The sequence below is a fragment of the Bacteroides fragilis NCTC 9343 genome, from assembly GCF_000025985.1.
Classification (GTDB): Bacteria; Bacteroidota; Bacteroidia; order Bacteroidales; family Bacteroidaceae; genus Bacteroides; species Bacteroides fragilis.
This window is the reverse complement of the sequence record NC_003228.3, coordinates 2,267,794-2,286,578: the sequence shown is the minus strand read 5'-3', so window position 1 is coordinate 2,286,578 and position 18,785 is coordinate 2,267,794. Positions and strand designations below refer to the sequence as shown.

The 18,785-nt window shown below is 43.7% G+C and carries 12 protein-coding genes; 8 read left to right on the top strand and 4 right to left on the bottom strand.

All coding sequences use genetic code 11. From position 1 onward, the window contains the following. Window positions 1-11: 11 nt before the first annotated feature. From BF9343_RS09135 to BF9343_RS09125, 3 genes are all read right to left on the bottom strand, one after another. On the bottom strand, window positions 12-3,389 hold the full coding sequence (locus tag BF9343_RS09135; RefSeq protein ID WP_005786949.1) for a SusC/RagA family TonB-linked outer membrane protein: 3,378 nt from the start codon (window positions 3,387-3,389) through the stop codon (window positions 12-14). Between the two features lie 797 nt (window positions 3,390-4,186). Further along, on the bottom strand, window positions 4,187-5,962 hold the full coding sequence (locus tag BF9343_RS09130; protein WP_010992763.1) for an oxaloacetate decarboxylase: 1,776 nt from the start codon (window positions 5,960-5,962) through the stop codon (window positions 4,187-4,189). A gap of 248 nt (window positions 5,963-6,210) precedes the next feature. Then, complete coding sequence (locus tag BF9343_RS09125; RefSeq protein ID WP_005786945.1) at window positions 6,211-6,714, bottom strand: RNA polymerase sigma factor; 504 nt, start codon at window positions 6,712-6,714, stop codon at window positions 6,211-6,213. A 290-nt stretch (window positions 6,715-7,004) separates the two neighbouring features. Between BF9343_RS09125 and BF9343_RS09120 the strand changes: the two genes are divergently transcribed. The 3 genes from BF9343_RS09120 to BF9343_RS09110 all read left to right on the top strand — a co-directional run bounded on the left by BF9343_RS09120 (window position 7,005) and on the right by BF9343_RS09110 (window position 9,333). Further along, complete coding sequence (locus BF9343_RS09120) at window positions 7,005-7,565, top strand: LemA family protein (protein ID WP_005786942.1); 561 nt, start codon at window positions 7,005-7,007, stop codon at window positions 7,563-7,565. Window positions 7,566-7,586: 21 nt separating this feature from the next. Beyond that, window positions 7,587-8,555 carry a M48 family metallopeptidase gene (locus BF9343_RS09115; protein ID WP_005800413.1) on the top strand — a complete coding sequence of 323 codons (969 nt, stop codon included), beginning with the start codon at window positions 7,587-7,589 and terminating at the stop codon, window positions 8,553-8,555. A 283-nt stretch (window positions 8,556-8,838) separates the two neighbouring features. After that, window positions 8,839-9,333: a DUF4251 domain-containing protein gene (locus BF9343_RS09110; protein ID WP_005794782.1), complete on the top strand. Its 495-nt coding sequence runs from the start codon at window positions 8,839-8,841 to the stop codon at window positions 9,331-9,333. 13 nt (window positions 9,334-9,346) lie between these two features. Here BF9343_RS09110 and BF9343_RS09105 read toward each other — a convergent pair whose 3' ends face one another. Continuing rightward, window positions 9,347-9,973 carry a trimeric intracellular cation channel family protein gene (locus BF9343_RS09105; RefSeq protein ID WP_010992761.1) on the bottom strand — a complete coding sequence of 209 codons (627 nt, stop codon included), beginning with the start codon at window positions 9,971-9,973 and terminating at the stop codon, window positions 9,347-9,349. Window positions 9,974-10,057: 84 nt separating this feature from the next. Here BF9343_RS09105 and wecB point away from each other — a divergent pair, with 84 nt between their 5' ends. From wecB to BF9343_RS09080, 5 genes are all read left to right on the top strand, one after another. Then, on the top strand, window positions 10,058-11,143 hold the full coding sequence (gene wecB, locus BF9343_RS09100) for a non-hydrolyzing UDP-N-acetylglucosamine 2-epimerase (RefSeq protein WP_005786937.1): 1,086 nt from the start codon (window positions 10,058-10,060) through the stop codon (window positions 11,141-11,143). 113 nt (window positions 11,144-11,256) lie between these two features. After that, window positions 11,257-13,818 (top strand): DUF5686 and carboxypeptidase-like regulatory domain-containing protein, encoded by a 2,562-nt coding sequence (locus BF9343_RS09095; protein WP_005786936.1) that lies wholly within the window; start codon window positions 11,257-11,259, stop codon window positions 13,816-13,818. A 35-nt stretch (window positions 13,819-13,853) separates the two neighbouring features. Continuing rightward, entirely contained in the window at window positions 13,854-16,448 is a 2,595-nt protein-coding gene (locus tag BF9343_RS09090) for a glycoside hydrolase family 2 protein (protein ID WP_010992758.1), read from the top strand. A 23-nt stretch (window positions 16,449-16,471) separates the two neighbouring features. Continuing rightward, a complete protein-coding gene (locus BF9343_RS09085) occupies window positions 16,472-17,743 on the top strand; it encodes a replication-associated recombination protein A (protein WP_010992757.1) in 1,272 nt (423 codons plus the stop codon). An 83-nt stretch (window positions 17,744-17,826) separates the two neighbouring features. Continuing rightward, a complete protein-coding gene (locus BF9343_RS09080; protein ID WP_005786931.1) occupies window positions 17,827-18,783 on the top strand; it encodes a D-2-hydroxyacid dehydrogenase in 957 nt (318 codons plus the stop codon). The last annotated feature ends 2 nt before the right edge of the window (window positions 18,784-18,785 follow it).

Here is an 18,785-nt window from a genome sequence, read left to right as displayed (position 1 = left end):
ACATTAAAGGTTTAGAAATCTACATTAATAGTCATCATATAATTAGCTGTGTAAGGTTCATAGCCACGGATACGGAACTCAGAAGCCGTATTACCACGAACACTCTCAGGATTCAGATGGTTAGGCAACGAGTTATACAGATATCCCAGATTACGTGCAGAGAAGCTCAATCCCAATCCCTGGGCACCAAACTTACTTGCCACTGATTTCGGGAAGCGATACGATAAGGTGATCTCGCGCAAAGCAATATAGTTCAACTCGTGTACCCAAGTGTCGAATATCGTATTCTGTCCCCAGGCCGCACGGTTTACATGATAAGTTCCGGCATGTGTGGGTTCCAGTTTCCCTTCTGCCACCAACTGTTTGTAGGACATACCGCTTACATCCATTTTCGTTCCGTCTACAAGTGTTGCGAACGTACCATTCTTAAATACTCCGTCGGGGATAACACCATCACCATAAGAGATTCCTTTACTGTCACCGTACTGGCTGGTCCAAGACAAACCACCATGTTCGGGATCACGCCATTTTAAAGAACTCTTGATCCATCCGGCCTGTGTACCATACAAGTTAGAGTAAGAAGCTACCAATCCTCCAAAACGCATGTCAGTAGCAATATGCAGGCTCAAATTTTTCCAAGACAGAGTAGTAGATAAAGAGCCTAAAAAGTCGGGAGTCATTTTACCCACTTCCTGTACTTTTCCGCTACGTGCTTCGTAAGCTCCCCGCCAACTGTCGTCCCACTCCAACAATGTTTCTCCTTTTTCATTTTTAGCCGGAAGAATGTCGGACATCAATAATCCGTAGTCGCCACCTACTTTGGCAACCGAACCGATATGGTAATCGTAATCATTAGCATAGCCGCTCAATGCGATGTAGTCTGCTACATTTTCATGTAATGAGATAATAGTATTTTTATTCTTTGTATATGTCATTGCGACATCCCACTGCCAGTCTTTATTTTTGTACGGAGTGGCGTTTACAGCAATTTCAATACCTTTATTCTGAATATTACCAGCATTTATCAACTGAGTGTTCACACCCGAAATAGCAGGAACTTCAATCGACATGATCTGGTCTCTCGTATTTTCTTTATAATAAGTAAAGTCAAAGTTCAAACGGCTGTCAAACAAACGTAAATCCAAACCAACTTCCCAGGCATTCTTACGCTCCGGTTTCAGCTTCAAACTCTTCATTGTCTTATCGAGAGTGTTCACATAGATATTGCCATCATACATTTCTTTAGTTTCAAAGCCATATACCGAGTTCACATAATAGGGATCGGTATCGTTACCGACCTGTGCCCACGATCCGCGTACTTTAGCAAATGTAATCCAATGCGGCAAATCGAATGTTTCATTGAGCAGCCATGAACCGGATACTGACGGGTAGAAGTAAGAATATGTACCCATCCCGTTTTGATATACCAGAGAAGACGACCAGTCATTACGTCCTGTTACATCTAAATAAACCTGATTTTTCCATCCCAGATTCAAAGCAAAGACAGCAGACATCATTCTCTTTGTATTTGAAATGCTCGCTTCCGACTTTTTAGGGTTCTTTGAGTTGTCGACAAACCATTGTCCCGGTACTACCATACCGCCATCTGTATATACTTTATATGCTTCCGAACGACTTGTATAGTATTCATATCGTGCGAAACCACCTACGCTAAAATCTTGTATCTGCTTATTGACAGTAAATGTTCCGCCAAAGGTAGCCTGCTCTTTTGTGGTTTGCCCCATAGTATACTTACCGCCTTCATTTGCATATCCACTACCCAGTTGTTTTTCTTCAAACTTAGTGTAATAGTAATTCATATTGGCATCGGCTTTAAATCTCAGCCAATCCAGAATCTGCACATTCACTTCCATTTGGGGACGAACCACAGTCTCTTTCTGGGAATAATCGTATTTATCGATCATAAAAAACAAATCACGTCCCGGAACTGAACCATACTTGTCACCATAACTTGTAGATGCCAGTCCACCATGCTCACCCAGATATTTATCGCGGAAATAATTCACATCCAGCATCGGAGTCATAATGGTTCCGTTCGGATTGACAAAACGCTCTCCTACTGTTCGCGGAGAATTCTTCGGATTTGAGTTGGTGAAACTCATAGCAGCCGAAACTTCCACCCGATCACTGATTTTATGCGAACCTTTCAATAAAAACGAATAACGCTCAAATGTATTCTTTTCGCTGGTAGATCTTGCTTTCTTATAAGAAAGAGAAGTGTAATACGATGTTTTATCATTGCCACCGCGAATAGCCACATTCGTATTGGAGTTCAGCCCCAATTGATACAAATCCAGCATGTTGTTTTTATGGGGCGAATAATTGGTCCAGGTACCATCATAGTTGCGGATCGGCTGACCATCGTATTTAGGTCCCCATCCATAACTGCCTGCGCCTATTAGTGTCCGGTCTCCTTTATCATCGAGTTTGAACTGAAAAGGATCCCATACAGAACCATTGTTGTCCGTGTCTTTCCAGCCAGGCATCAACCCCACCCCATATTCAGTCTGGATATCCGGTGTCCGGTACGCATGATCGATACCAAATGTTTGTGATACAGAAACCCCGAAGCCTTTGAAGCCTTTTCCCGATTTGGTGGTAATCACCACAGCTCCGTTCAGACCACGTGAACCGTAAAGGGCAGTCGCAGCAGCACCTTTCAGGACCGAAACTGTCTCAAAGTCATCCGGATTGAGGTTCTTCAGTTCATTACCATAGTCATTGGCATTATTGTTTCCGGCATCCCAGTCCATTGTGGTATTTCCCGAAGTCGAGTTATCGAGAATAACTCCGTCGATCACATAAATCGGCTGATTGTTTCCTTTCAAAGTAGAAGCACCACGAATCTGAATCTTCGTCGCTCCGAACATACCTCCGTCTGACTGACGGATCTCGACACCCGCTACTTTTCCTTGTAAGGCGGCTACCGGAGAAATCGTATTGGCAGCTTTCAGGTCATCGCCTTTGACCTCGGTCACTGCATACCCCAAAGCTTTCTGTTCACGCTTCAACCCTAAGGCTGTCACCACTACTTCGTCCAGTATCTGGGTATCTTCTTGAAGCACAACATTAATAACAGTTTTACCGCTTACTTTTACATCCTGTTTCTTCATGCCGATGTAAGAAAACTCCAGAACTCCGTCTGCAGGAACATTAGATAAAGTGTAATTGCCATCAACATCTGTCACTGTACCGATCGATGAACCTTTAACAAGTACACTCCCTCCGATAATCGGTTCACCGGTTCCATCTTTTACAATTCCTTTCACTGTTATATTCTGCGCAAAAGCAGTAACAGACAAAAAAGATAGAACAAGCACTAACACCTTTTTCATCAATCTCACATTGATAATTTTCGAGTTATTCATTCATTTTTCTTTTTTAGTTAAACAATATGTGTTAATTTAGGTTATAATAATGGCTATAGTTCTCTTAGAACTCAGTTCTAAAACGCATTACAAGCACTTTTAAAGGGATTCTGAGAGGTGGTGAATAGCGAAGAAAAAAAAGTAGAAATTAGCATTTAAAAATATTATAGTATATTTATTGTATTTTGATACTTTATATCTATCTTTACTCCGCGAAATAAGATTGGCAACTCCTTATTTTAAAATATACAACTAAATCTGATTGACAAATGTAAAATTACAGCGTAATAAAGTGTTTAATATTGTATATAATTTACATTTTTCAAGAATAACTAAGTTCTAAGAGAACTTGGTTAATCTGTTTATATATCCATTCCAAAGGGATTTGAAAGATATGTGTCATTTCTCAAATTAACTATATACACGAGGTTTGATCACTATTTACAAGTAAAAGTTCCATCCAGATTTAGAAAACCAGAAACAATTTCTTATCCTTTTCTGAATATAAAACCAATATTTATTTACTATCTACGAAAAAGAGTCGGTAGATTTCTACCGAAACAAGATATTACAAATGTCATATACAAACCAAGCCTTATATGATAACTGCGGTGGCAGTCGAAATAAAAAGAAAAGCAAATAAGACGGGGAACGAAGCACCGGGATAAAAATAGCGGAAAGCCGGGCTTCAGGAAGCAGAGAACCGGACTTAGGAATGGCGCTAAAAAACAAAGACCGCTCCGGTTTACACCGGAAACGGCCTTTATCCACTCTATAACAATACAACTTTTAAAACGTTATGCCGGTTCTTCACATCTTTCTACATAAGCCAAAGCATCACCTTTATTGACCAAAGCACCTTGCTTGGCACATACCTCAATGATGCGTCCACTAAAATTAGCCAATACTCTATCATAAGTGTTCCATGGAGTGGCAATATAACAAAATACATCATCCGGTTCATATTTATGCCCTACTTCCGGAGGCATGGAGGGCGATTCAACATCTATTTCCCAGATAATCCTACCCTTTTCCATCGCAGTGATTGGCTCTGCCTTGGCACGCTTCATCCTTTTCACATCTTCTTCTGAGAAACCTTGTTTGGCCAATGCCGCATCCTTGGCACGTTGCAGGTCTTCTTCAAACCTCTTCTTGGCTACTCCCGATTTATAATCACGATACTGCCTGTCATGCATGGCCAGTTCAAACAGTTCTTCATCATCGGGTCCGGACTCCCAACCATTCTCCTGCATCTCTTTACGATATTCATCAAGCTGGTCGGGATAGTTCTTCTGCGGATCTTCATCTGTAAATTCGTACCCCTTCTCTTTGGCCAATGCTACAATTTCCGGATCCAACGGACCGGGTAAACGACCGCTTTTACCCAGAATCATCCCCCAGGTATTATTGTCTATCATGCTCCAGCGTTCCTCACCTTTCACACGTGCCATTACATTCATTAATGCCACATTTTTCACATACTGGCTGAATGGAGTTACCAGTGGAGGATAACCTAACTTAGGCCATACGTATTCCACTTCATCGAACAACATCACAAGCAGATCGTCAATGCTGAGTTCAGGCTGATTATTACTCTTTAATATCATATTAATACCGGCATGCACACCTTTCAAATCGGCCATCATAGACCCCATCATTCCTCCGGGCAAGCCACATTTCAGCAATAAGGAAGACATATGTTTGTTGGTCGGGTCCATAAAGTAACCAAGGAAATCATCGATGAACTCCTGTGTCATGGCACGCGCCTTCATATAGGCTTTCATATTAATTTCAGGTACACGAAAACCGGCATCTTTCAACATGGCCTGTACAGAGATCACGTCCGGATGAACTTTTCCCCAGGACATAGGTTCCATGGCTACATCAATAATATCAGCACCATTCTCACAAACTTCAAGAATGGAAGCCATTGACAATCCGGGCCCGCTATGGCCATGATATTGAATCAACACTTCGGGATGACGTTCCTTAATGGCTTTTGTCAATTGTCCTAACATGGCAGGACGTCCGACACCTGCCATATCCTTCAGACAAATCTCGGGAGCACCGGCCTCAATCAGCTTATCAGCAATAGCCGTATAATATTCTACTGTATGTACCGGTGAAAAGGTGATGCACAAAGTTGCCTGCGGAATCATTCCTCCTTCAAGTGCATAGTGTATGGAAGGAATAATATTCCTTACTTCATTCAGCCCACAAAAGATACGGGTGATATCTACTCCCTGGGCATGCTTGACTTTGTACATCAACCGACGGACATCGGCAGGAACGGGATACATCCGTAAACCATTCAGTCCCCGGTCAAGCATGTGGGTTTGTATTCCGGCATCATTGAAAGGTTTGGTAAAAGCCCGCACTGCTTTATTGGGGTTTTCACCATACAATAAATTGACTTGCTCGAACGCTCCGCCATTGGTCTCCACACGGGCAAAGCATCCCATTTCAATAATCAAAGGGGCAATTCGCACTAACTGGTCGACACGGGGTTGATACTTACCGGACGACTGCCACATATCCCGATATACGAGACTGAATTTAATTTCCTTTTTCATTGCCGTAAGTTATAAGTGATTTCACATTCATAGGTTAACTTGCTATATTACAAATATAGTGAGATATTTGACATAAAGACAAATCAGACCATCAAAAAGTTCCCATAAAAGATATGTTATATATCATATTGTCACAAAAGTAAAGGAGCAAGGAGGGGGTCCCTCACTTACTCCTTCTTTTGCACAACTAAAAAATTACACTAAATCACTACCTAAAATCAATCTTTTTATTAATGAAAAATACCTAATCAAACAAAGTCCTTCAGTTCCTGTTGCAATCTCTGACGGGTAAAAAAGATACGGCTCTTGACAGTGCCGAGTGGCAATTCTAATTTTTCGGCTATTTCACGGTATTTAAATCCGGAAACATGCATTGAAAATGGAACTTTATATTCTTTGGGCAACGCATTTACTACACGGTGCATTTCTTTCAGGTCATAGGCTCCTTCGGTACTTTCAAAACCGGAGTCCTGCGGAAGATTCAGATGGAAAAGATTATCGGTTTGGTCTACATAAGTTTGATCACGCACAATTTTACGGTAATTATTAATAAAGATGTTGCGCATGATAGTATACATCCAGCCCTTAAAATTAGTGTCTGGCATAAATTTATCTTCATTATCTAATGCTTTTAATGAGGTCTCTTGTAACAGGTCATTTGCTTCTTCGCGATTAGCAGTCAATTTATAAGCGAAGCGGAGCAACTCTTCTTGCACTCCTATTAAATCTTTTCTAAAACTTAAACTTTTCATACGTTGCGGTTTTTAAGCGGTTAATATTTCGTTTCTTTCTCGATATTGCAAGTTTAAGGCTTATTTTAGATTTCAGTAGGGTAATTTTCACCAATCTTTGGGGTAAAAACTATCAAATGATAGTTTTTGGGTGCTATTTGATAGTTTTTGGGTGTTATTTCTTAAAGAGTTAGACAGCTTTTGATAGGTTTGTTTGATAATTAATGTTTTTTATTATGTGCTTTTTGTAAATAGAGACTGAATCACATACCTTTGGATCAAGTTTAATAACGTTAAGAATCAAAAGAATTATGAACTTACTGATCATCCTGGGGATTATAATCATCCTCGCCATTATCATTGCTTCCATGTATAACTCATTGGTAAAATTGAGAAATAATCGCGAAAACGCATTTGCCGACATTGATGTACAACTGAAGCAGCGTCACGACCTTATTCCACAATTGGTAGATACAGTAAAAGGATATGCAGCTCACGAAAAAGAAACACTTGAGCGCGTCATCCAAGCCCGCAACGGAGCTGTCAGTGCCCGGACAATCGATGAAAAAATTACAGCTGAAAATCAACTTAGTTCCGCCCTCGCAGGATTGAAGATTACATTGGAAGCTTATCCGGACCTGAAGGCCAACCAAAACTTCCTTCAGCTACAGGAAGAGATTTCGGACGTAGAAAATAAGCTGGCTGCCGTACGCCGCTACTTTAATTCGGCCACAAAGGAACTGAACAATGCTGTACAGACATTCCCTTCTAACCTGATTGCCAACATGTTTGGCTTTCATAAAGAAATGATGTTCGACTTGGGCACAGAACAACGTGCCAATTTAGAAGAGGCTCCGAAAATAAAATTTTAATCCTCAGGAAAGTAAAGACACATGCAATACGTCGGAATACAGACACAACAGAGCCGGAACAATCTCCGTTCCGGTATCTTACTCATTCTCTTTCCATGCCTGGTGGCGGTATTGACTTACCTGTTCTGCTATCTGCTTATCACTTTTACCGTGGAAGACGATTATGGGCAGTACAATACACTGGCAATGACCAATCAAATGTTTATCAACCTGATTCCTTATATTATAGGAGGTGTTCTGGTTTGGTTTATCATAGCTTACTTTACCAATTCCAGTATTATCAAAGCTGCCACAGGCGCGCGTCCGCTTGAACGTAAAGAGAATAAACGTATCTACAATTTGGTAGAGAATCTCTGTATGTCGCAAGGTATGAAAATGCCCAAAATCAACATTATCGATGATGATTCACTAAACGCATACGCCAGTGGAATCAATGAACAGACCTATACAGTTACCCTATCCAAAGGTATCATTGAAAAGCTTAACGATGAAGAACTCGAAGGAGTCATCGCACATGAACTGACACATATCCGCAATCATGATGTCCGGTTATTGATTATCTCGATTGTATTTGTCGGTATCTTCTCTATGCTGGCACAAATAGCATTGCGTTCCGTCTATTACTCTTCGTGGACACGCAGTAGAAATGATAAGAATAATGGAGCCATACTTATTCTGGTTTTGGCAATGATTGTAGCTGCCATCGGTTATTTCTTCGCCACTTTGATGCGTTTCGCCATCTCACGAAAACGTGAATATATGGCTGATGCAGGTGCAGCAGAAATGACAAAGAACCCGTTGGCGCTGGCCAGTGCTCTAAGAAAAATATCCGCAGATCCCGATATAGAAGCTGTAGAACGCGAGGATGTGGCACAGTTATTCATTCAGCATCCGGGCAAACAAGCCAAAAGTGCCCTGAGCGGATTAAGCGGATTATTCGCCACCCATCCTCCTATCGAAAAGCGAATAGCTATCCTGGAACAATTCTAATAGTGCATGGCCTTTGCTGTACAAGAAAGAACACCAAAGGCCTGTCACTGCAAAATACACAGGTCTACACTACATCAAAAGTAAACAACCGACTATCTATAAAGATGAGTTGTGTAAATCTGTGCAATCTATAGTAAAAAAGAGTTTTGAAACTCTCTCTTTTATTCTTTGTGAAATCTGCTCCGACAAACACGAAATAATATTAAATCATTTGTACGCTTTGTACATTTTATCTCTTCCGATCGTTATCTTTATGTAAATATTCTCCTAAATAATCATTGATATGAAAACAAATAGACGTATCATGCTTCTGATATTGTTCATTGCAGGAACAGGTATCTTCACACTTCAGGCTCAAAACCGGGAAGAAAGGAAAGAGCTGAAGGAACAGACTGTAAAAGAGAAGATTGAATCGGAAAACTATCGGATCGACATAAATACGGCATACCCGCGTAGGGGACGTATGATTCCATTGACATCAATCTATTCCGTAACAATTCGGAATGATTCTGTCTTTTCACAACTACCTTACTTCGGACGCGCTTACTCTATCCCTTACGGAGGAGGACAGGGATTGATGTTTAATGCCCCAATCGATCAATACACCATGTCCATGGGAAAACGCGGAGCAGCAAAAATCAACTTTACCGCCAAAAGTCCCGAAGATCAGTTCAAATTCAGGATAACAATCTATTCCAACGGTTCATCCAGCATAGATGTCGATATGCAAAACCGTGAATCGATCAGTTTTTCAGGTGACTTGATATTGCCGGAATAAAGTCGTACCGACTTTATTCCCCCTTCAAGATAGGCAGGCAAATTTGGTATTTTACAGCCAAAGCGCGTACTACAAAAATGCAGCAGCCACTAATGACCTGCGTCAAGGCGGCATCTACCCCAAAACGATCGAGCCCCCAATAAATGACTCCACCGATAACACATGCCATGGCATAAATCTCCTTACGAAAGATCAACGGAATCTCGTTGATAAATACATCACGGATAACTCCACCAGCCGCACCGGTCATGGTTCCCATAATAATGGCTACCCAAAAGGCATATCCCAAATCGATCGTCTTGCTGATACCAACTACTGTAAACAACGCAAGACCAATGCTATCGAAAATAAAAAACGTATTGTGCATGTGGATCAAATGCTTCCGAAAAAAGATAACCCACAGCAGGGCCAGCGCCGAGCAAATTAAATAAATAGGATTCGTCATCCAGAATGGAGTGACATCCAATAAAACATCACGTATGGTACCACCGCCAATGGCTACAGCCACACCGGCTACATAAGCGCCAAACCAATCGAATTGTTTGGCAGATGCAAGACGAATACCACTAATGGCAAAAGCGAATGTTCCGATAAACTCCAGAATCTGGATAAAAGTCGGAATCTGAAAGATAGTTGGCATATATTAAGTTTTTTGTGTGCAAAGAAACAAATAATTCCGCAAGAAAGTGTAAATTTGTTCCTTGAAAATTGTAAGAATACAAAGATGAAGATAACGATTGTTGCCGGGGCTCGCCCTAATTTTATGAAAATCGCCCCTATCACCCGGGCTATCGATGCCGCAAAGGCACAGGGTAAACGTATTTCTTATCGCCTGGTATACACGGGAGTAGAGAATGATAACAGTTTGGACGCCTCCTTATTTGCAGATCTGCACATGAAAGCTCCCGATGCCTATTTGGGAGTAAACGGCAATAACCCGACAGAACTGACTGCGGGAATCATGATCGCTTTCGAACGTGAATTGACAGAAAACCCTACGCATGTAGTCCTGGTGGTCGATGACCTCACAGCAACCATGAGTTGTGCCATCGTAGCCAAGAAACAAAACATAAAAGTAGCACATCTCGTAGCCGGTACCCGTTCATTCGACATGTCTATGCCCAAAGAGATCAACCGTATGATTACAGATGGCTTGTCCGACTACCTCTTCACAGCCGGCATGGTAGCCAACCGTAACCTAAACCAGACAGGTACGGAAAACGAAACAGTCTATTATGTAGGGAATATCCTGATCGATACGATACGTTATAATCGCAATCGCCTGATAAAACCGGTATGGTTCTCTGTGCTGGGGCTGAAAGAACATGAATACATTCTGCTGACCCTCAATCGTCACGTACTGTTAAACAATAAGGAGAACTTACAGGAATTGATGGAAACATTGCTTAAAAAAGCAAATGGCATGCCCATTGTCGCACCGCTGCATACTTATGTACGCGACGCAATCAAAGCATTGGGGATCACCGCTCCCAACCTGCACATCATGCCTACACAGAGTTATCTCTCTTTCGGTTATCTGATGAATCAGGCAAAAGCCATCGTGACTGACTCGGGCAATGTAGCCGAAGAAGCCACTTTCCTGGGAATTCCCTGCATCACGCTCAATACGTTTGCCGAACATCCGGAGACCTGGCGAACAGGCACTAATGAACTGGTCGGTGAAGACCCGGCCGCATTGGGAGCCTGTATGGACAAACTGATGAACGGAGAGTGGAAACAAGGAACTTTACCCGAACGTTGGGACGGACGAACCGCAGAGCGAATTGTACAAATATTATTGGGGGAATAATACCATATTCCCCCTCCTTACAGGAGTCAAAAGATACACAAAAAAGGTTATATAGTCCTTTCAATCAAAAGGAATTTATTACCTTTGCAGTCTCACGATGAGATGAAGTGTGTATGAAACAACAATATTCTAAACTATTATTAGTAATCTTCCTTCTACTCTCTGCGCCACAGGCTTTCGCACAGTTAAAGGGAGTAATCACCGATTCTATTTCACATGAACCATTAATGTACATTTCCGTTTTCTATGAAGGGAAAGGAGTAGGTGGCATATCCAACGCTAACGGAGAATATAAGGTGGAAACCCGCAAAGGCTGGAATGAGCTGACCTTTTCTGCGGTGGGATATATCACCAAGAAAGTGAAGATTCCGGCGGGTGCCAAAGAACTCAATGTAGTACTCTCACCGGATGATGTAATGCTGGAAGAGGTGGTTGTAAAACCTAAAAAGGAGAAATATTCCCGAAAAAACAATCCGGCAGTAGAGTTTATGCGGAAGGTAATCGACCATAAAAAAGCTCAGAAGCTGGAAACCAATGACTATTACCAATACAGCAAATATCAGAAAATGAAGATGTCACTCAATGACGTGACACCCGAGAGTCTTGAGAAAGGGATCTATAAAAAGTTTTCTTTCCTAAAAGACCAGGTCGAGGTTTCGCCCGAGACTAACAAACTGATTTTGCCCATCTCCGTACAGGAAACATCTTCAAAAACCATCTACAGAAAAGATCCGGAAAGTAAAAAGACCATCATCGAAGGTATGAACTCAAATGGTGTAGAGGAATTCTTCTCTACCGGTGATATGTTGGGTACTATCCTTAACGATGTATTTGCCGATATCAATATCTACGATGATGATATCCGTCTGTTGCAACGCCGTTTTGTAAGTCCCATCGGAAGCGGGGCCATCTCTTTCTATAAGTTCTACCTGATGGATACCGTGATGGTAGACAAAAACAAATGTGTACACCTCACGTTTGTTCCACAGAACCCTCAGGACTTCGGATTCACCGGACACCTGTATGTGCTGGATGATTCAACCTACGCTGTAAAAAAGTGCACCATGAATTTGCCTAAAAAAACAGGGGTAAACTTTGTGGAGAATCTGGATGTCGTGCAGCAGTACGAACAACTCCCCAATGGCAACTGGGTACTGACTGATGATGATATGACCGTAGATCTTTTAGTAATGAAAGCTATCCAGGGGATTCAGGTAAAGCGGACTACGAAATATAGCAACTATGTCTTCGAACCCATCGAGCCACGACTCTTCCGACTAAAAGGCAATGTTATCAAAGAAGCGGACATGCTCACCAAAAGTGACGAATACTGGGCCGGAGTGCGCCAAGTACCGTTAACAAAAACCGAGAGTAGCATGGATCTTTTCATGAACCGGCTGGAGCAAATTCCCGGATTCAAATATGTCATATTCGGCGCAAAAGCATTGATAGAAAATTATGTGGAAACCGGAACCAAAAAACATCCGAGCAAATTCGATTTCGGTCCGATCAATACCATGATATCGAGTAACTATGTGGACGGCACCCGATTCCGCCTCAGTGGTATGACTACAGCCAAACTGAATCCTCATTGGTTCTTTAATGGATATGGAGCCTACGGACTTAAAGACAAAAAATGGAAATATGAGGGCAATGTAACCTACTCTTTCCGTAAATGTGAATTCTTCCCCTGGGAGTTCCCGAAACACTATATCTCCGCTTCTTACCGTTATGATGTCATGTCACCGATGGATAAATTTCTCGACACGGATAAGGATAACGTATTCGTGGCCTGGAAAACCACTACTGTCGACCAGATGTCGTACGTACGGGATGCTACATTGAGATATGAAATGGAAACTCTTTCAGGCTTCTCGGTCGCAGCTATGGCACGACACCGGAAAGACACTCCGGCCGGTAAACTTCAATACATCCGTAACGATGCTGCCAAAACAATTGTTCCGGACATTACCACCGCCGAATTGGGACTGACCTTGCGTTATGCTCCGGGTGAGACTTTTGTAAACACGAAACAGCGTCGGCGTCCGGTGTCGCTGGATGCTCCCATCTTCACCCTTTCTCACACCACCGGATTCAAAGGTGTATTGGGAGGAGAGTATAATTTCAATTTGACGGAAGCAAGTATCTGGAAGCGCTTCTGGCTTTCGTCTTGGGGCAAAGTAGACGTCACCCTGAAAGGTGGGGCGCAATGGAATACCGTTCCATTCCCGTTACTCATTCTGCCGGCTGCCAACCTTTCATATATTACCCAAAAAGAAACTTTCAACCTGATCAACAATATGGAGTTCCTCAACGACCGCTATGCATCGTTGGCACTGACATATGACATGAATGGCAAACTTTTCAATCGTATTCCACTAATCAAAAAATTGAAGTGGAGAGAAGTGTTCCGTTTCCGTGCCCTGTATGGTAACCTGACCGAAAAGAATAACCCGTTTAAGAGCAATAATCCGGAACTGTTCGATTTTCCGCAACGGGACGGTAGTTACACCAGTTATGTAATGGACCCGAAAGTACCCTATCTGGAAGCCAGTGTAGGTATCTACAACATCTTTAAATTGTTACATATTGAATACGTACGCCGTCTGACCTATCTGAATCACCCCGGAATCAACAAGCAAGGTATCCGGTTTATGATTCAAGTGGTATTTTGATCTGATATCATTTACACAAATAAAAGCTAAATACGATGAATTTCACTTTACATACCCTCAATGGCATAAAGCTGTGGTTGGTACTTCTTTTACTTAGTGGCGCAATCAATGTTTGCCGGGCAGATTCTCCACGACAAACCATCAACTTTAACCGGGGATGGAAATATTGTCAGGGGGATTTCGATCATGCTGCCCGACCGGGGTTCGACGATTCAGAATGGGAGAAAATAGGACTTCCCCACTCTTTCAGTACTCCATATTTCATGTCGAAGGACTTTTATGTAGGCTACGGATGGTACCGTAAAGCTTTTCCGGTAAAAAAAGAGATTCTTGGCAAGAAAAGTTTTCTTGAATTCGATGGCGTATTTCAAGAAGCAGAGATTTTCGTCAACGGACACTTGGCAGGCACTCACAAAGGAGGATATACCGGATTTTCCATCGACATATCAGCTTACCTGAAAGAAGGGAAAAACCTGGTAGCCGTCCGGGTAAACAACTGTTGGCGCCCTGACCTTGCCCCGCGTGCAGGCGAACATGTATTTAGCGGAGGTATCTACCGGAACGTACGTCTGGTAATAAAGCCCCCCACTTACATCGATTGGTATGGCACCTGGATCACAACCCCGGACCTGGCAGAGAACAAAGGTAAATCGGGAAGCGTCCACATACGGACAGACGTATGTAATGCTTCAGGAAAAACAGACACTTACCGACTCCTGACCACCGTCGTCGATGCACAAGGCAAAGAAGTGTCTTCGGTTTCCACATCCCAAGTACTGCCGGACAATGCAACTTACACATTTGAACAACAAACCAAAGAAATTCAGGCACCTCAACTGTGGCATCCCAATCATCCGGCACTATATAAAGTGATAAGCTCACTCTATCACGGACAAGAATTAATAGACCGTTACGAAACAGCATTCGGATTCCGCTGGTTTGAATGGACTGCAGACCGGGGATTTTTCCTGAATGGGGAGCACCTTTATTTTAAGGGAGCCAATGTTCACCAGGATCATGCCGGATGGGGAGACGCTGTAACCGAGACCGGAATGCGAAGAGATATCCGGTTAGTGAAAGAAGCCGGCTTCGATTTAATAAGAGGCTCGCACTACCCCCATTCACCGGCTTTTTCACAAGCATGCGATGAAATAGGAATGTTATTCTGGGCAGAAAACGCATTTTGGGGAATCGGAGGACACAAAGGAGACGGTTATTGGAATGCCAGTGCATACCCTGTAAACGAATCCGACAGGGCAGAATTCGAAAACAGCGTAAAAGCCCAACTGAAAGAGCTGATTCGCATCCACCGCAACCATCCTTCCATCATCGTATGGAGCATGAGTAACGAGCCTTTTTTCACAGCACCCGAGACAATCAATCCGATGCGTAAACTACTGGAAGAAACCGTCAAACTTTCCAAACAACTTGATCCTACCCGCCCGGCAGCTGTCGGTGGTGCGCAGCGTCCGCTGGGAGAGAAACGAATCGATAAGTTGGGCGACATAGCCGGATATAACGGTGACGGCAGCTACATTCCGGAGTTTCAGCAACCGGGCATGCCAACAGTAGTTTCGGAATATGGCAGTACTACAGCCGATCGTCCGGGAGAATATGATCCGGGATGGGGAGACCTGGCTAAGAATAATGCACAGAACGGTTTTCCATGGCGTAGCGGACAAGCCATCTGGTGCGCATTCGACCACGGAAGCATTGCCGGCAGTGCCCTTGGCAAAATGGGCATCATCGATTACTTCCGGATTCCCAAGCGTGCCTGGTACTGGTACCGGAATGCCTACAAAGGGATTACCCCTCCGGAATGGCCGCAAGAAGGAACACCTGCCCGCATCAGCCTGGTTGCCGACCGGACTGATAACATAAAAGCGGACGGAACGGACGATGTTATGTTATCAATAACCATCCTGGATGCAAGCGGAAAGCCGGTCAGCAATTCTCCGGCAGTTAAGCTCGACATTCTATCCGGCCCGGGAGAGTTTCCCACCGGAACCTCAATCCTGTTTGAAAAAGAGAGTGATATCCGTATACTCGACGGAAAAGCGGCTATTGAATTCCGGTCATATTATGCCGGAGAAACTGTTATCCGTGCTACTTCACCGGGACTGGAACCGGCCGAAGTAAAAATCCGATTCACCGGAAGCACTCCCTATACAGAGGCCTTCAAAGTAAAAGAACGTCCCTATACACGCTTCGAAACTCCGACAAAAACGGATAATCTGCAAACCTTCGGACCTAACAACCCGACTTTCTGCAGTTCGTCTGCCAACGGACATTCATCCGCTTTTGCAGCCGACGGAGACGAATCTACATACTGGCAAGCTTCAGAGAACGACCCGGAACGTTCCTGGACACTGGATACCGAAAAAGGATTGTCGATACGTCACATCCGAATCGCATTTCCGGATTTAACCCCTTATCAATACAAAGTAGAGGTATCCATGGACAGAGAACACTGGTCGCTCATACCGGATCAAACCAATAATAAGCAGAACGAGAACATTCGGATGATTCAGGTTGTTCCCGGTATACAAGGACGTTTCGTACGTATCAGTTTCACAGGAGAGAAAGCTGCTATTACAGACGTACAGGTCATCGGAACGGTAATTGACTAAAATAACAGATTTATTACAAATATATGCAGCCATTAGCGGAAAGACTTCGCCCAAAGACATTAGATGATTATATCGGTCAGAAACACCTTGTGGGACCGGGTGCTATCCTGCGCAAAATGATTGACGCAGGGCGTATCTCTTCATTTATTCTTTGGGGACCTCCGGGAGTGGGTAAGACCACACTGGCCCAGATCATTGCCAATAAGCTGGAAACTCCCTTCTACACTTTGAGTGCTGTTACCTCCGGGGTGAAAGATGTGCGCGAAGTGATAGATCGCGCCAAGAGCAATAAGTTTTTCACTCAATCCAGCCCTATCCTGTTTATCGATGAAATACACAGGTTCAGCAAATCCCAACAAGATTCGTTACTGGGAGCCGTCGAACATGGCACAGTCACGCTGATAGGTGCCACCACCGAAAATCCGTCTTTCGAAGTTATCCGTCCGCTCCTTTCCCGCTGTCAGCTCTACACACTGAAATCTCTGGAAAAAGAAGATTTACTGGAATTGCTGCAACGTGCCATTACTACCGACGTAGTGCTGAAAGAACGGAAAATCGAATTGAAAGAGACCGGTGCCATGCTTCGCTTTTCGGGAGGCGATGCCCGCAAATTACTGAACATACTGGAACTCGTGGTAGAATCGGAAACAGAAGAAACCGTAATCATCACTGATGACCTGGTAACAGAACGCTTGCAGCAAAACCCGCTCGCATACGATAAGGACGGTGAAATGCATTATGACATTATTTCGGCGTTTATCAAATCGATACGGGGAAGTGACCCTGATGGCGCCATCTATTGGCTGGCCCGTATGGTAGAAGGAGGCGAAGATCCGGCATTCATCGCCAGGCGCCTGGTCATCTCTGCCGCAGAAGATATCGGCCTGGCCAATCCGAACGCATTGTTATTGGCTAATGCCTGTTTTGACACATTGATGAAAATCGGCTGGCCGGAAGGAAGAATTCCACTGGCAGAAACAACGATTTATCTGGCAACAAGCCCTAAAAGCAATTCGGCCTACAATGCCGTCAACGATGCACTGGCGCTGGTACGCGAAACCGGTAATCTGCCTGTTCCCCTACACTTGCGCAACGCTCCCACCAAGCTGATGAAGCAGTTGGGATATGGCCAGGAGTACAAATATGCACATAATTACGAAGGCAACTTTGTAAAACAACAGTTCTTACCGGATGAAATCAAGGCCAAACAACTATGGCAACCCCAACACAATCCGGCAGAACAAAAACATGCCGAGCGAATGAAGCAACTATGGGGAAATGAAAAGAACTATTAACCATCTGCAATTGTTTTATCAGATAAAAAGTTATTCATTCAGTATTCAAGTATCTAAACTGAATACTTAACACCTAATAATTTATGAAGATAGTAGTTTTAGACGGTTATGCCGCCAACCCCGGAGATCTGAACTGGGACGAATTGAGAACTTTGGGTGAGTGTGAAATCTATGACCGCACGGCTCCCGACGAGGTACTTGAACGCTCGAAAGATGCAGAAGCGATTCTTACCAACAAGGTGGTGATCACGGCAGAACACATGGCATCCTTGCCCAACCTGAAGTATATTGGCGTAATAGCCACCGGATATAACATCATTGATGTTGCCGCAGCCAAAGAGCGTGGCATTACCGTAACCAATATCCCTGCCTACAGCACTCCCTCCGTCGGACAAATGGTTTTTGCCCATATCCTGAACATCACTCAGCGAGTACAGCATTATGCCGACGAGGTTCGTGAAGGACGCTGGACTCAGAGTCAGGATTTTTGTTACTGGGATACTCCGCTTATCGAGCTGTTGGGAAAGAAGATAGGTCTTATCGGCCTGGGACAAACCGGATACAACACAGCCCGTATCGCTATCGGATTTGGTATGAAAGTGTGGGCTTATACATCTAAATCACGTCTCCAACTGCCTCCTGAAATCCGAAAAGCAGAACTCGACCAGATTTTCCGCGAATGTGATATTGTCAGCCTGCATTGCCCACTGACGGAATCAACACGTGACCTGGTTAACACCCGTCGCCTAGAACTGATGAAGCCCAATGCCATTTTAATCAATACCAGCCGTGGTCCGCTGGTCAACGAGCATGACCTGGCAGAAGCTCTGAATAATTACAAAATCTATGCCGCCGGACTGGATGTGCTCTCCACCGAGCCACCCCGTGCCGACAATCCTTTGCTGACTGCCAGAAACTGCTTCATCACCCCACATATAGCCTGGGCTACTTCGGCTGCCCGCGAGCGCCTGATGGCTATCCTGGTCGACAACCTGAAAGCCTATATCGGCGGCAAGCCTGTGAACAACGTGGCCAAATAAAG